The following is a 15381-nucleotide window of genomic DNA, read 5'->3' as shown; positions in this document are numbered from 1 at the left end:
AAAAATCGTACAGAAATAGTACTTTTTTTATTCATATTGGTTAATCAGTACATATTTTCAGACATTGATTCATTGTTATCTTCTTCTTCCTCAGATATTCCTTTTCGATAAGATATGGGATTGATATGATATTGGGCTTTGAAACATTTGCTGAAATAGCGAGATGAGTTGAAGCCTACCATATCAGAGATCTCGGATATGTTCAGTTCAGGGTTGTTCTTTAATAAAATTGCTGCTTTTTTCAAGCGAATTGTAGAGATGAATTCATTAGGTGTCTGCCCCGTTATAGCTTTTATTTTGGCGAATAAATTAGTACGAGCAATTCCCATTTCCCGTGCGAAAATATTAATATTAAATTCGGGATTATCTATGTATTTTTCTATAATTTTCACGGCCTTGTCCAGTATATTTTTATCCATAGCATTGGTCGCCAGCATTTTTAGCGCAGTTTGGGGTTGCTTGCTAAATTTTTCTTGAAGAATAATACGGCTGTTTACCAAGTTATTACAACGAGATACCAACAAATTAATATTAAAAGGCTTGGTTACATAGTCATCGGCACCTAAGCGTAGTCCTTCCATATTATACTCTATTGCTGTCCTGGCGGTTATCAATACGACAGGAATATGGCAAGTATCGATGTCATTTTTTATCAATTTGCATAATTCCGTTCCAGACATTCTGGGTATCATCACATCACTTAAAACAATATCCGGTAGCTCTTCTTTTACTTTTTCCCAACCTTCCTGACCATCAGAAGATGTTATGACTGTATAAAAAGTGGAGAAGATACTGACGAGCATTTCTTTTAGTTCATCGTTATCTTCTACAATCAGCATTTTTACGTTATTATTTTTTAAAGCTGGTGTATCTGTCAGTTCTTGTTCCCTCAAGTCTATCTCTGGTTTGGCAATTTCGAGCAGAGGTTTGGTCGTATTTTCGGGTTCACATATTTGCTCTTTTTTGAAATGAGTTTTGTCTAATTTGAGGCGTACTGTAAATGTAGCTCCTTTTCCTAATTCACTATTTACATTGATTGTGCCGTGGTGAAGTTCTACAATACCTTTTGCAAAGGCTAAACCGATACCTGTGCCTGATTGGGTTTGTGCGTTTTGGTAGAATCGGTCAAATATTTTATCTATATCTTCTGGAGCAATGCCTGCACCGGTATCGTTAACATCAATGACTGCTTCGTTATTTTCTTTCCGTACTTTAATAGTAATTATACCATCTTTCTTCGTATGTTTAAGAGCGTTGGATATCAGGTTATTTATTACTTTTTGCATTTGTTTTGCATCGAACCATACATCCAATGTATCTATTTCTTTTTGGAATATAAATTGTATTTGTTTTGCTGCAGTATATTCCTTGAATATCAAGTAATTTTCATACAAAAAATTTACAATGTCATAATGCCATACTTTTATTTTCATATGTCCTTGTTCTTGCTTTCTGAAATCGAGTAGTTCCGTGATAAGCTCTTGTAGTTGCAGGCAATTTTTATAAATTCCTAATATTTTGTTATACACAGCCGGAGCAAAAGATTGTACTTGCATTAACATTTCTGCATAACCGGTAATAAGAGTCAAAGGTGTACGAAACTCATGGGAAATGTTGGTAAAGAAACGTAGTTTGGACTGATTCAGTCGTTCTATATCTTGAATATGTTTTTTTTCATATTTCAAAGACTCTTGTAACTTGATACGCCCTTTGTATGTTCTTATTAAATAAAAGAGAATGATACCGATAACTAAAATATATATCGAATAAGCGTAAATAGTTTTATAAAAAGGAGGGAGTACTTTAATATAAAGTTTAGCTTCAGGAGTGAATGGATTATTTTTTCCTTTTATTATTAATATATACTTGCCTGGATTTAAATTTGTGTAAGTAATGGAATATTGGCCGTGAGTCTCAGTCCATTTATCAGAAAATCCTTCTAATTTGTAAATAATTTCATCTTTATTGGCTGGGATAAAATTTGATACTGCAAATTCTATGCTGAATACGGAATGTTGACTTTGTAAAGTAATTTCTTTTGTATTACAAAGCGAGTTGTGTAATATGCCTGTATCATCGTTGATTTTTACGTCTTTTCCGTTGACACTTAAACGGTTTAGTATAATGTTATAAGGTTTTGGGGCAAACCGGAGATCTTTTTCATTAAAAGAAATGAGACCGGTAACACCTCCTAAAAAGACTTCACCATCCGCGGATAGGTAGAGGGCGTTTTCGTTAGCGGTCATTAGCGGGAATCCATCTTCTATCGTATAATTGTAAAAAGACTTACTGGATTGGTCGAATTGCGAAAATCCTTTGTTGGTAATTACTAATAGTTTACCATAACGGGACTCACAAACAGAGTAGACACAGTCACTGGATAATCCATTACTTTGCATATCAAAGTTTTCAAAGGTTTTAGTTTTGTAATTGTATCTGTCGAGCCCGCTTCCAGAAGTAGAAAACCATAGGTCATTATAATGACTTTCGGTAATGTCATTTACATTATTATTACTTAAACTTGTCGAATCTTTTGGATCATGACGATAATTGGTCAATTCATTGGTATCGAAACGATAAGCAAAAACACCTTCTCCAGTGGCAGCGATCCATAAGGTGCCTTCGTGGTCGAAAAATAAAGAAGCGACCATCTTTATGGAATGTCCTAGTTTAATGTCTTTAAACATTTGTCGGCATTTCCCATCGGCTGGATTGAACATACAGACTCCATTTTGGGTTGCAATGATAAGACTATCTTTATAAGGGACAATGTCTCGGATGATGTTGGACGGGAGACTTTCATTATCTCCTTCTTTGGAGGGGTAGTTGGTGAAAAGGTCTGTCTTTAAATCTAGTTTATTCAAGCTTCCTAAATGAGTACCTATCCATAAACAATCGTGGTCTGTATCGTAATATAGAGCTTTGATGTTGTTTTGAGAAATACTATTCTGTCCGGGAATATGTTTATACCATTTGAATGTTTTGGTTTTAGGGTCATATTTATTCAATCCTCCTCCCTCGGTAGCAATCCATAAGTTACCGTGCTTATCTTCCAGCATGTGGCTGACAATGGGAGAACTCAACCCATCTTCCTCTTTGGTGGACATCTTGAAACGGGTATAGATTTCGTATTCCGGATTAAAATAGTTTACACCTCCGAAATATGTTCCCATCCAAAGAGAGCCTTGTTGGTCTTTGACAATACACCAGATAGATGAGTGGGTCAAGCTTTCCGGATTATTTATGTCTGCTTCAAAACGCATAAATTCTCCCGTTTTTTTATCATAACGATTTAACCCATGGAAAGTACCGATCCACATATAACCAGCATTGTCTTCACAACAATCACGGACAAAATCAGAGCATAAGCCATTTTTATCTTTCGGATTGTAGCGAAAATTCTTTATAGAGTCTTCTGTGAACCAAAAAAGTCCGTTAGTCCAACTGCCGACCCAAATGCCTTCATCTTTATCTTTATAAATACTGGTTATATTCCCCTTTTTCACTGGCTGGTCTATCAATATTTTCTTTTCTGTATTTAATCGGTATAGGCCATTATTAGAGGTGCCAATCCAGAATATACCATTATTATCTTTCAGTAAACGGCTGATTCTTGCATGTTTGTCAGGCAGTTTGAAAAAAGGAACTATCTTTCTTAAGTCAGGGTCGAAGATACATAGTTCATTGCCGAGACCAATGTAAAGGACCTTGTTATAATAGATAGCACTTACATCTCCTTCTATAAGGGTAGTAAATTTTTCTGTTTTAAAATTAAATTCAGAGAGACCTTCTGTACAGAGTAAATAGATGAATCCTTCTTGATTTCCTTCTAATTGGATTACTGTATTGCAAAACAAGCTGTTCGGGTTTCCTTTTTGTAATTTAAATGTTTTGATGTCATTGCCATTATAGCGGCATAAACCATCGCGTGTCCCAATCCATACAAAACCGTATTCATCTATGTAAATAGAATTGACTGTAATTTGAGATAGACCCTCATTAGTCGTCAAATGTCGGAAAGTAAAGTCTTGAGCTTTACTTGCCTCTGCAAAGACAATAAATAATAAACTGATTAAGATTAAACCTTTTGTTTTCAATGTCTTGCGTATTAGGTTATTTTATAAAAATGCAAATGTATTATTTTGTATGTTATTGGAAGTCTCAATATAAATGACTTCGGCACTTTTTGCTCTATGAATAATCTTAAAGCCATATTTAAAATTACTATAGATCATTGAACGACAGATGCTAGAATTCTGTTTACAAATATATAAAAAAATCTCTCTTTCCCAATAACTATAGGATGGAAAGAGAGATTCTTTTACTAAATTTGAAAAGCGATTCAGGCCAACTTAGAAGTGTGCTTGAATCGCTTTTCTTTATATTGATATATCTATAATTTCAAATGTCATTAGACCGGACGGAACTTGTATTTCTACAATGTCTCCTACTTTTTTACCGATTAATCCTTTGCCTATGGGCGTGCTTACTGCTATTTTCCCTTCTTTTAGGTTTGCCTCACTTTCTGATACTAACATATATTGCATAACAGCATTATTCTTGGTATTTTTTATTTTTACTTTGTTCAGTATTTGGACGGTGTGGGTATTTAACTTTGTTTCGTCAATTAAACGAGCATTAGCTACTTTATCTTTTAATTGAGCTATTTTCATTTCAAGCATACCTTGAGCTTCTTTGGCTGCATCATATTCTGCATTTTCAGAAAGGTCACCTTTGTCTCGTGCTTCTGCGATTTGTCTTGAAATTTCTGGACGCTTTACATTTTCCATGTAAGCGATTTCTTCAAGCATTTTCTTATAACCTTCTTCGGTCATATAACTAATTGCCATAATTTTGATCTCCTATAGTTTTTATTATTTAAATTGTTTTCCGTTTTTTATAAAACAAAAAAGAATCCCCGCTGTTCAGCCGGAACTCCTTTTTGTGTTCTTCTGTATTGCAAAGATAATCTCTTTTTTTGACTTGCCAAATAAAAAGCAAAATCTTTCTAACTTTCTATATTAGAAATATTTATTTATGGAGTTTTATTATAAAAGTTTTTTTATTTCATTTTCAATCTCTTTCATAGATGTCAATCGAGTGCGGATGGCTCCAGTTCTGTCGAGAAGATAAGCCGTCGGTAATTGCTGTACGTTGTAGGTGGTAGCGATACGAGAATTCAGGCTATTTGCATCTCTTACACATATCCAAGGCAGGTTTGAAGCGGATACTTTCCAGAAATTATCATCATTGTCAAGAGAAATTTGATAGATTTCGACTCCTTGTTGTTTATATTTCCGATATATTTCAGCTAATAATAAATTATATTGTGGAGAATATTCAGTCTGATAGGCTGTGAAGTCCAATAAGACTACTTTACCTTTTAATGAGGAAAGTGTTTGTTTTTTTCCATATATATCTGGTAAAGATATATCGATGACTGATGCTATGGTATCTATTTTTATGGTGTTACCCTTCTCAGCGATACGAGCCATTTTTAGAGCTTCTATAGCCATATTATGTAATTGTTTCGCCCGTACAGAATTTTTATAGTAAAAATCGTATTGTGTAGCGACAGCTCGGATTGCCTTACTATCTTCTTTATCATATGGGTCAAATATATCCTGCCCGTTGATTTGTTGGAAAATAGCGAAATAAGCGGCTGTAGAACGGGGATTTTCATAAATTAAAGGGAGAATTTCTTTTTTATAATTCTGTACTTTTTCAAGTAGTTGTTGTGCAAGCAGTTGAGAATTGTTCTCCGGATTTTTGATTTGTTCGTTGTATTTATCAACGTATTTCTTTAATTCTTGACCGGCTAATGCGATTATTCTTATTTTTTCACTATTATCAGAGCCTTCAACTTTATAATTGGATGTAAATCCTGGTTCTTGAGCATTTATGATAATTGTTTCGGTAGAATCTATTGAAAAATTTATATATGAGTTCTTTAGACGAAGTCGATAAAATTCAGGATATTCGGGAGCTTTGGCATGAAATTCATATTCACCAGAAGTCTCCAGTTTGACAGAGTCTAAGACTTGTATTCTATGTATTTCATTAGCTTCCAAATAAAGCATTTCTCCGCCTGCTCCAGAAATGACACCTTTTACTGTGAAATCATTATGATGACAAGCGCTAAATAATACGGCAGTAAATAGTATTAAAATATATTTTTTCATATAGATAAATGTGTTTGGATTATTGAGATAATCTGTTACAAAGATATGTTTTTTCATTGTACTCACAATTCTTTGGTGCGATTAAAAAGAAAGTAAAAATATAAAAAGGTGCTCTTTAGGAACGGATTTCTTATATTAAAAAAGTAGTTTTTATATTTTTCTTTCATTTTCACGCGGTTGCGCATAAAAGTTTGTTTATCTTTGCATGATTTTGGACAGAAAGTGAAAATGAAATAAAGATTTATGATTAATCCTATTAAAAAAACGATCGAATTGAGCGATGGACGGACCATCACGATCGAAACAGGAAAATTGGCTAAGCAAGCCGATGGAGCAGTAGAAGTTCGTATGGGTAATACTATGTTACTGGCTACTGTAGTATCTGCACAAGAGGCAGGAGAAGGTGTTGATTTTATGCCTTTGCAAGTAGAGTATAAAGAGAAATTTTCAGCGTTTGGACGTTTTCCCGGAGGTTTTACAAAGAGAGAAGGTCGGGCTTCTGATTATGAAATCTTAACATCCCGGTTGGTGGATCGGGTATTACGTCCCTTATTCCCGGATAATTACCATGCTGATACATTTGTAAATATTATCTTATTTTCATCAGACGGTAAAGATATGCCTGATGCATTGGCCGGTTTGGCAGCTTCAGCAGCATTGGCTGTTTCTGATATTCCTTTTAACGGTCCTATTTCTGAAGTACGTGTTGCTCGTATTGATGGACAATTTAAAATAAATCCGACTTTTGAAGAACTGGCCAAAGCTGATATTGATTTGATGGTGGGTGCCACCATAGACAATATCATGATGGTAGAGGGAGAAATGGATGAGGTCTCAGAAGCTGAATTATTAGAAGCATTGAAGTTTGCACATGAGGCTATAAAGGTTCAATGTCAAGTCCAAATAGAATTGGCAGAGGCCGTAGGTTCTACAGTAAAAAGAACATATTGTCATGAGGTGAATGATGAGGAACTTCGCAAAGACGTTTGGGAGAAATGTTACGACAAAGCTTATGAAATAGCTCGTTCTGGTAACACGAACAAGCATGAACGGATGGCTGCTTTTGATGGAATCGTAGAAGATTATTTAGCAGCAATGGACCCAGAGGCAGCAGCAGAGAAAGAAGCTTTAGTAAAGCGTTATTACCATGATGTTGAGAAAGAAGCTATGCGTCGTTGCATATTGGATGAAGGAAAGCGTCTTGATGGTCGTACCACAACACAAATTCGTCCTATTTGGGCAGAAGTCGATTATATACCAGGCCCTCACGGATCGGCTGTGTTTACTCGTGGAGAGACACAGTCTCTTTCAACAGTAACTTTGGGTACAAAATTGGATGAAAAAATAGTAGATGATGTTTTGGACCAGAGCCGGGAGCGTTTTTTATTGCATTATAATTTCCCTCCATTCTCTACTGGGGAAGCGAAAGCGAGCCGTGGCGTAGGACGTCGCGAAATCGGACATGGTAATTTGGCCAATCGGGCGCTAAAAAGAATGATTCCGGAAGATTATCCTTATGTTATTCGTGTGGTATCAGATATCCTTGAATCTAACGGTTCATCTTCTATGGCTACGGTTTGTGCCGGTACATTAGCTCTTATGGATGCTGGAGTACAGATAAAGAAACCTGTATCTGGTATTGCTATGGGATTGATTACTGATAAGGGTAATGCTAAATTTGCGGTCTTGTCAGATATATTGGGTGATGAAGACCATTTGGGAGATATGGACTTTAAAGTGACCGGAACGAAAGATGGTATTACTGCCACTCAAATGGATATTAAGGTGGACGGTCTTTCCTATGAAGTTCTCGAAAAAGCTTTAGCTCAGGCTCGTGAAGGCCGGATGCATATTTTGGGTAAAATATTAGAGACTATACCGGAACCAAGAGCAGAGATGAAACCTCATGCACCGCGTATTGAAGTAATCAATATTCCTAAAGATATGATTGGTGCAGTGATTGGCCCGGGTGGAAAAATAATACAAGGTATTCAGGAAGCGACTGGAGCTGTGGTGACTATTGAAGAAATAGATAATATTGGACGTGTGGAAGTTTCTGCTCCCGGCCGAGATGCAATTAATGCAGCTATGGCAAAGATTAAAGGGATTGTCGCTATTCCTGAAGAAGGAGAGGTATATACCGGAAAAGTAAAATCAATTTTGGCGTTTGGAGCATTTGTCGAATTTATGCCGGGAAAAGATGGTCTATTGCATATCTCAGAAATAAGTTGGGATAGGATAGATTCTATGGAAAATTCGGGGATTAAAGAAGGAGATGATGTAACGGTAAAACTTATTGAAATCGATAAGAAAACAGGAAAGTTCCGGTTGTCAATGAAAGCTCTTCAACCTCGTCCTGAAAGAGCAGAACGTACAGAGCGCCCTGAAAAGGTTGAGCGCCGAAATAAACCTTTCAATAAGCCTAAAAAAGAAGACAAAGAATAACTTTTTTCTGTAAATTAAATAGGAAAAGCTGCTTGCATTTGGTTGTAAGCGGCTTTTTTTAATATTTGATGCCGGCTTTTTTGAACATCATAAAATCTTCTTTCTTTAATCCGATATCATCAAACGGCTTGGGCTGATTGTGATCATTGAGATAATATCTTTTTGTTTCTACAAAAAGAGGGCTGACTATGGATAAAGAATCATTGCGGTAGGGGGTATGAATTCCTCCTAAAGACAATATGGTATGGAAAACATTGCGGCTTGAAATAGCTTTGTCTTTATTTTTGTTGGCAGTTTCATAACAAATTGGGAATGATTCTTTATAAGAATTTGACATCCAAAGAATAAGTGGTATATGGAGTTGATAATAAGAAGGAACTGGAGATGCGTGAAGAAAAAGTTTTCTTTTGTCATCAAATATATCTTCGCCATGGTCTGAAGCATATATCATTGCTGAATGTGTATCATCTTGACTGAGTAATATTATTATCTGATACAAGAAGTTATCGGTATATCTTATTGTATTATCATAAGCATTTATCATTTGTTGCCTATTATCTATCTGAGCTCCGGAAATGTTGTCGGGCAAAAAATATGCAGCAGATAGGGGATAACGTTCTTGGTAATTGAAATGAGAACCATATGTATGTAATACAATGAATAACTTTTGATATCCTTTTCTTATTTCATTCTCTAACAATTCTAATAAAATATTGTCTGAGGGGTTGTAATCAGGGTCATCTACAAGTTCTTTGATAAATATATGTCGGTCGGCTTCTTTACCGAAAAAATCAATGAAAGAGTGGTTGGGACGTTGGTTTGAAAAAAAAGCAGTATGGAAACCCGCTTCCTTGAAAGCCGTTATAATACTTTTTTCTTGGTAAATACAGTCATAATGTAATGCTGAAGCGTTTGATAACAACATAGGGACGCTTTTATGTGTTGTATTCGACTGAGTGAGTACGTCAGAAAAATGGATAAGATTCTCTACCGTACTGAGTTTTGGATTGGTATTTCGGTTATATCCGTATAATTGCCAGTTTGCAGCCCGAGATGTTTCGCCAATGACCATAACATAAATTTCTTTTTTCTTATGGTTGATATGTTCGGGTAAAGAGTAGAATAGGAAACCTTCTGAACTTTTTTCATAATTTCGGGTGAAAGCATTTCTTTGCAATGCTAATGCGATATTATATCCTACATTGGCTGGATAGATGTCGTTTTTTATTCGAAAACTTTTATCAGTAAAATAAGTTATTCCTATAAATATCAGTCCAATTCCGAGAATATAGAGAGCGAATTTTCGTTGATGATATAAAAATACTGATGATAGTTTCTCTTTTTTCATAATGGAGAGTATCCCTATAAAAAGAGTTGGAACATAGAGCACAAGAACTCCTATAATAGCGGGCCATAAGTTGCCTAATAGTTCGAGAGCTTCAGATGAGTTGGTTGTTGATAAATTTAGAAACATATCAACAGCTATAATAGACTCTTCAAACAGGTAAAGCAATACCAGTTGAAAAGCTCCAAGAAATAATAAAGGAAAGAGCAGCCAGATTATTTTTCCGGGTTTTGGGCTGGATGATAGGAGTAACCAATATATAGATAAAGGTATAATTATATTACAGAAACGAGCTAATAATGAGGCCGGTTCTGTAAAAAATAGGAAAAGGTTGGGAATTAATAGTACCCCAATAAACAGAAAAAAAATAGTTTTCTGTTTAACATAGTGTTCTTTTATATAATTAAAAAGCTTCATTTATATTAAAAATAAATCCTGTTTGTTTTTTGCCAAAACCTAAGTCTAATCTTACATTTACTCTTTTCTTGAATTCCCATCTGTAACCGAATCCGTAATTCGGTAAAGTTTGATTGAAATGAAAAGATTTGAATGAATTAAAAATATTTCCGGCACCAATCCATACAACGATTCCATTGCGTTTCCATATATGTTGCCTTAGTTCTAACTGTATTTCTATTAAATCTTTGTCTCTATATCGACCTTCATAGTATCCTCTCATTGCATAGGAACTGCCTAATAGGGCCATTAATCCCCAAGGAGGATTTCCTGTATTGATAAGAGTGTGAAATTCTCCTGCAAGAATGCCTCCTTTCCAAATTTTATGATAATAACTGGTTCGTAGGTCAGTCGTACTGAAGGCATATCTATTTCCCATAAAAGATGGGCTAAAACGCTGTTCGAGTTTTAGATAATATCCTCTGTAAGCATTGGTCAGAAAATCACGAGAATCATAGATGAGAGCCATACCGGCACTAATGTTCCGGGTTGTCTTGGCCATATTTTCTAATAGTTCAGGTTTTTTGAAGTCTTTTCCATGAATATAGTCGAAACTTGCAAGTGGGCCTACATATAGATTTTTTATCAATTTGAATAAGAAATCAACTTTTATTTGTGCTTGAAAACGGCTGTATTTGCTTTTATTAGCATTGTTTACAGCATTGTTATATCCTATACCCCAAAATAGGCTTGGAAAAGAATAAAAGTAGAAGTTATAATTTAATCGGTATTTGTTTTGAGGAAACAGATTATTGCCCCTTATTCCCAAAAGATAGAACCCAGTTGTGGATACGTCTCCGTATAAGGAAATATTAGAAGGCGGCAGAATCGTATCTTTGCGGTCCATTCGGTATAATCCAGCTGCCACTACTCCTATTCCTAGTTTGGTGTCTGAAGAGAAGTGTGGTCCTCCGATAATGCTGAAATCAAATTTCTTATGATTTTTATTTTTGTTGGCATCGTTAAAATAATCCAGAAATTTTTTGAAAAAAGACCGTTTGGTGATAGTATCGGTTTTGTTCTTGACAATAGTTTCAGGAGCATTATATGTTGTAGTAGAGTCCAAGACGATAGTCTGAGAGTATGACCACATCTTGGGTAAAGTAATAAGTAGTAAAATTAAAGCAAACTGTTTGTCCATATTAGTATACTTGTTTTATGTGAATTGTATACCTATGAGATAAAACTGATGTTTGCGATGAAAGTTTAGATTTTTAAATGTATTTAGTGGAAAAGGCTTAATCTATATGGAAGTAATGATTTTGAGTAAGGAGGTAATAAGGTATTCTGGAAGAAACTTTTATATAAGATTACTTGTTATAAATAATAAATGAAAAATAGATATATGGCTTATGAAAACAATTATTGATAAGGCTGCATCGAGAGGATATTTTGACCATGGGTGGTTGAAGACACATCATACATTTAGTTTTGCAGATTATTATAATCCCAAAAGAGTGCATTTTGGTGCATTGCGAGTATTGAATGATGATTGGGTTGCTCCAAGCAATGGATTTGATACTCACCCACATAAGAATATGGAAGTTGTTTCTATTCCATTGAGAGGGCAGTTGAGACATGGTGACAGTGTAGAAAATGTTCAGACAATAGTTCCCGGAGAAATACAAGTGATGAGTACCGGACGAGGTATCTATCACAGTGAGTATAATGGAAGTGACGAGGAGCCTGTTGAGTTTCTACAAATATGGATATTCCCTAAAAAAGAAAATACACCTCCGGAATATAATAATTATGATATACGACCTTTACTTAAAGAGAATGAACTGGCACTTTTTATTTCGCCTGATGGGGAGACAAAAGCCTCGATTTTACAAGATGCCTGGTTTTCTATGGGTACTTTTGATGCAGGAAGAGTTATAGAGTATAAAATGCATAGAAAAGATACAGGGGTATATATATTTATTATTGAAGGTGAAGTTGAAATTGCCGGGGAACCGTTGTATCGGCGGGATGGAATGGGTATATACGATACGGCTTTTGTTGAGATAAAAATACAAAAGAGAGCAACTATATTATTGATGGAAGTCCCGATGATATAAAAAGTTAAAAGGTAACTTTGGCAAATTATAAACCAAAGTTACCTTTTTATTTAACAGAAAAACACTATCTCAATTTTTGATAATTATTTATTTTCCTTTTTCTGGCTTAGCGTATACACGTACAAAATCAACAAACATGTCCGAGCCGTTGCCATATCGTTCCAAGTCGATAGGCCAACCGCTAATACCCCCTATTGCATAGTTAACCATGAATAGGTGAGGAAAGTCCCTTGAGATTTCATTTGTCGGATGTCTGAAAACTTCCATGTTGTCGAAATAGTATATAGTTTCATCCATGCCTATATACATGCCATATGTGTGGAAAGTCGTAGACCAAGATGATTTTCCTCCTAATTTAAGCATATCGATAGATTTCCATACAGCGTCTTTAGGGGTACCGTCGGCATTATGTTGTCCCCAAAAATGACTGGTGACGGAATATCCCCAATAGTTAGGATTGCCTTTGCCTTGTCCTCCATAGGCTTCGATGATATCCAATTCATCACCCGGAGCGTTATGTATCTGGTTGATTGTCCAGAAAGCCGGCCAAGTGCCGGGAGCAGATTGTGCTGTAAAACGGCATTCCATATAGCATGGAGCTTTTACCCAAAAGCCTTCACCATCCATATTGACCGAAGCGATTAACCCGGTGGCGCCGTTAGTTCCCGGTTCTTTACGAGCAGCGATATGCAAGTAAGTATCAATCTGGCGGAATGGCTTCAAAGGATGATCTACATCAGAAAAAGGCCAACCGCTAAAGTCTCCGGAACAGGGCTTATGGGCATTGTATCGGGCTCCTCTGCCATCATTTGAAATGGATAACGGACCGTCAAAGTCATCAGAAAAAACGAGGCTTAGTCCTTTTTCTTTTACGATATCAGGGTCTTGAGCCGGGATGCCTTGATTCCATTTTATACCTCCGTCGTTATATAATTGCAATTCAAAAATATCTTTATTGACGTCATTTTGTGCATAAATACGTACATTCATTGGGCCGTTTGGAAATTGGTCGGCATTGAAAGAAAATTTACCGGTCCCGTCTTTTTTCAGATGTATACCTTTAGGAGTCAAGTCTACGTCGTGTCCCCAAGTATTGGGATTATCGTCTGTAGGTTGGCTCCAGCACATAGCTTTCGCGGTTTTCATTCCTTTTGCTTGGAAAGATATGTTGATTTTACCTTTGACATGGGAGCGGCATGCGGGTTCTATAACTTTTATTGCTTGTATCCATTCATTGTTTTCTACACCTTCACCGTAACTGAAATCGGGATATTCGGTACGTCGGTCTTGTTGAGCATTTAATGTACCTATTGTTCCACTGACGACTAAAATAGTCAGAATAGACTTGAAATTCCATTTCCTTTTGTAATTATTCATACTTTTCATTGTGTTTTATTGTTGTGTTAGATGGTCTATATTGTTATGTGTCATAATATGCAAGTCATAATGGAATGAGCTGGACTTTCCATCTCCATTGTTTTTCCTTCAATGTATAGGGTATAGGGGATCATGCGCCCAGTGGTATTTAATATGACTACTGCAATATGTCCGTCTGTGTTGATAAATGATGTTGTTTGCAAATCTCGGCTATTGCTTACGGCGTTGAGACGCCGTGCTCCCGGGCGTATAAACTTTGAAAAATGTCCGATGTATGAGTAAGCATAAGTATATACAACTTCTCCTGTCTTGGTAATACCATGTATGGGTGCAAAGCAGACATTTTTTACGTGATTGGGACCTCCAAATTCGTCCAATACAATGTTCCAGTCTGTCCAAAATACGAATCCGCTGTTCATGTCATTCAGAATATTCGTAGCATATCTTTCACCAATAGCGATAGATTGCAGGCGATTGGGGTCATATCCCTCAACACAACCTTCGGTAAAGCCCATTTTTATATTGGGGAAGGTGCGGTTTAGGCATATGTCATTTTCGTACATACCACCGTCATACCAATGTAAACCGACACCCCATATATATTTTGCCGTTTCAGGATCGTTCAGCATATCAGATACATAGTGATATCCGAAGTCTCGATTATGGTCATACACGATAACTTTTTTATTTTTCATGTCATTTTTCCACAAAGTAGGTCCCAGATATTTTTTCAGAAATTCTTGTTCTTGTTTTGGCAAATAAAGGCATGATTCCCAGGTTTGGATAGACATAGGTTCGTTTTGTACAGTCAGCCCCCATACAGGGATATTTTCCGCTTCATATGCTTGAATAAATTTTATGAAATAGTTTGCCCATGTTTGGTAATGTTCTTTTTTGAGGTATCCTCCATACAACATGTTGTTATTAGTTTTCATCCAAGCAGGAGGAGACCATGGGCTGAAATAAAATTTCATGTTATCTCCTATAATTTCTTGAGCTTGTTTGATAAAAGGAAGCTTATATTTCCGGTCGTGGGCAATATCGAAAGATTCTAATTTGATGTCGTTTTCTTTTACATAGTCATAAGTGTCGCTGGAGAAGTCACAACTATTCATATTGGTACGTATCATATTATATCCTATGCCTTTCTGTGGGTCGAAATAGGCTGTCATGATTTCATCCTGTTTTTCTTTGGGCAGTTTAGCTAAAGTTTCTGCAGCAGCATCAGTAATAGCACCTCCAAATCCAATCCATTCTTCGAACTGATGATTAGGATCTATCAAAATTGTTACGGTATTTCGCTCCAGAGACCCTGGAGAAAGTGAATTTTTGGCTTCTACCATCTGTCGGTTGTTTCTCTCGGCAGTAGTATATACTGATACTTGATTTGCGTATACGGGTTTGATTGCTGTTTGTGTCCAGACATTGCTTGTACATAATATACCTGCTATGGCAAAAGCAATATGACTGAGTTTCTTATTTTTCATATTTCTTTCTATAGATTTTGCGACCATTG

At 36.0% G+C, this 15381-nt stretch carries 9 protein-coding genes; 2 read left to right on the top strand and 7 right to left on the bottom strand.

From position 1 onward, the window contains the following. Positions 1–44 precede the first annotated feature (44 nt). From Cop2CBH44_RS10810 to Cop2CBH44_RS10800, 3 genes are all read right to left on the bottom strand, one after another. Positions 45–4097: a hybrid sensor histidine kinase/response regulator transcription factor gene (locus tag Cop2CBH44_RS10810; RefSeq protein ID WP_021929816.1), complete on the bottom strand. Its 4053-nt coding sequence runs from the start codon at positions 4095–4097 to the stop codon at positions 45–47. Between the two features lie 282 nt (positions 4098–4379). Continuing rightward, positions 4380–4850, bottom strand: coding sequence for a transcription elongation factor GreA (gene greA / locus Cop2CBH44_RS10805; RefSeq protein WP_021929817.1), 471 nt, complete (start codon positions 4848–4850; stop codon positions 4380–4382). Between the two features lie 198 nt (positions 4851–5048). Continuing rightward, positions 5049–6182 carry a TlpA disulfide reductase family protein gene (locus tag Cop2CBH44_RS10800; RefSeq protein ID WP_200754797.1) on the bottom strand — a complete coding sequence of 378 codons (1134 nt, stop codon included), beginning with the start codon at positions 6180–6182 and terminating at the stop codon, positions 5049–5051. A 243-nt stretch (positions 6183–6425) separates the two neighbouring features. On the opposite strand from Cop2CBH44_RS10800, the gene pnp reads away from it, so the two are divergent. Next, positions 6426–8627, top strand: coding sequence for a polyribonucleotide nucleotidyltransferase (gene pnp, locus Cop2CBH44_RS10795; protein ID WP_021929819.1), 2202 nt, complete (start codon positions 6426–6428; stop codon positions 8625–8627). Between the two features lie 58 nt (positions 8628–8685). On the opposite strand, the gene Cop2CBH44_RS10790 is transcribed toward pnp, so the two are convergent. After that, the gene (locus tag Cop2CBH44_RS10790; RefSeq protein WP_021929820.1) at positions 8686–10389 is read right to left on the bottom strand and encodes a phosphoethanolamine transferase family protein; all 1704 of its coding nucleotides are present in this window, start codon (positions 10387–10389) and stop codon (positions 8686–8688) included. After that, entirely contained in the window at positions 10376–11569 is a 1194-nt protein-coding gene (locus Cop2CBH44_RS10785) for a BamA/TamA family outer membrane protein (RefSeq protein ID WP_021929821.1), read from the bottom strand. The genes Cop2CBH44_RS10790 and Cop2CBH44_RS10785 overlap by 14 nt, the downstream gene beginning before the upstream one ends. A gap of 211 nt (positions 11570–11780) precedes the next feature. On the opposite strand from Cop2CBH44_RS10785, the gene Cop2CBH44_RS10780 reads away from it, so the two are divergent. Next, a complete protein-coding gene (locus tag Cop2CBH44_RS10780) occupies positions 11781–12488 on the top strand; it encodes a pirin family protein (protein WP_200754796.1) in 708 nt (235 codons plus the stop codon). 87 nt (positions 12489–12575) lie between these two features. On the opposite strand, the gene Cop2CBH44_RS10775 is transcribed toward Cop2CBH44_RS10780, so the two are convergent. Both Cop2CBH44_RS10775 and Cop2CBH44_RS10770 read right to left on the bottom strand, forming a co-directional pair. Beyond that, a complete protein-coding gene (locus Cop2CBH44_RS10775) occupies positions 12576–13865 on the bottom strand; it encodes a family 16 glycosylhydrolase (RefSeq protein WP_200754795.1) in 1290 nt (429 codons plus the stop codon). Positions 13866–13915: 50 nt separating this feature from the next. Next, positions 13916–15352, bottom strand: coding sequence for a glycoside hydrolase family 30 protein (locus Cop2CBH44_RS10770; protein ID WP_200754794.1), 1437 nt, complete (start codon positions 15350–15352; stop codon positions 13916–13918). Between the last annotated feature and the right edge of the window lie 29 nt (positions 15353–15381).

The sequence above is a fragment of the Coprobacter secundus subsp. similis genome, from assembly GCF_015097275.1.
GTDB lineage: Bacteria > Bacteroidota > Bacteroidia > Bacteroidales > Coprobacteraceae > Coprobacter > Coprobacter secundus.
This window is presented reverse-complemented; position numbering and strand designations above follow the sequence as displayed.

What these genes read in the sequence shown, in the direction of transcription:
- pnp (WP_021929819.1), top strand. Translation starts at nt 6,426, where the DNA reads ATGATTAATCCTATTAAAAAAACGATCGAATTGAGCGATGGACGGACC.
- Cop2CBH44_RS10770 (WP_200754794.1), bottom strand. Translation starts at nt 15,352, where the DNA reads ATGAAAAATAAGAAACTCAGTCATATTGCTTTTGCCATAGCAGGTATA.
- greA (WP_021929817.1), bottom strand. Translation starts at nt 4,850, where the DNA reads ATGGCAATTAGTTATATGACCGAAGAAGGTTATAAGAAAATGCTTGAA.
- Cop2CBH44_RS10800 (WP_200754797.1), bottom strand. Translation starts at nt 6,182, where the DNA reads ATGAAAAAATATATTTTAATACTATTTACTGCCGTATTATTTAGCGCT.
- Cop2CBH44_RS10785 (WP_021929821.1), bottom strand. Translation starts at nt 11,569, where the DNA reads ATGGACAAACAGTTTGCTTTAATTTTACTACTTATTACTTTACCCAAG.
- Cop2CBH44_RS10775 (WP_200754795.1), bottom strand. Translation starts at nt 13,865, where the DNA reads ATGAATAATTACAAAAGGAAATGGAATTTCAAGTCTATTCTGACTATT.
- Cop2CBH44_RS10780 (WP_200754796.1), top strand. Translation starts at nt 11,781, where the DNA reads ATGAAAACAATTATTGATAAGGCTGCATCGAGAGGATATTTTGACCAT.
- Cop2CBH44_RS10790 (WP_021929820.1), bottom strand. Translation starts at nt 10,389, where the DNA reads ATGAAGCTTTTTAATTATATAAAAGAACACTATGTTAAACAGAAAACT.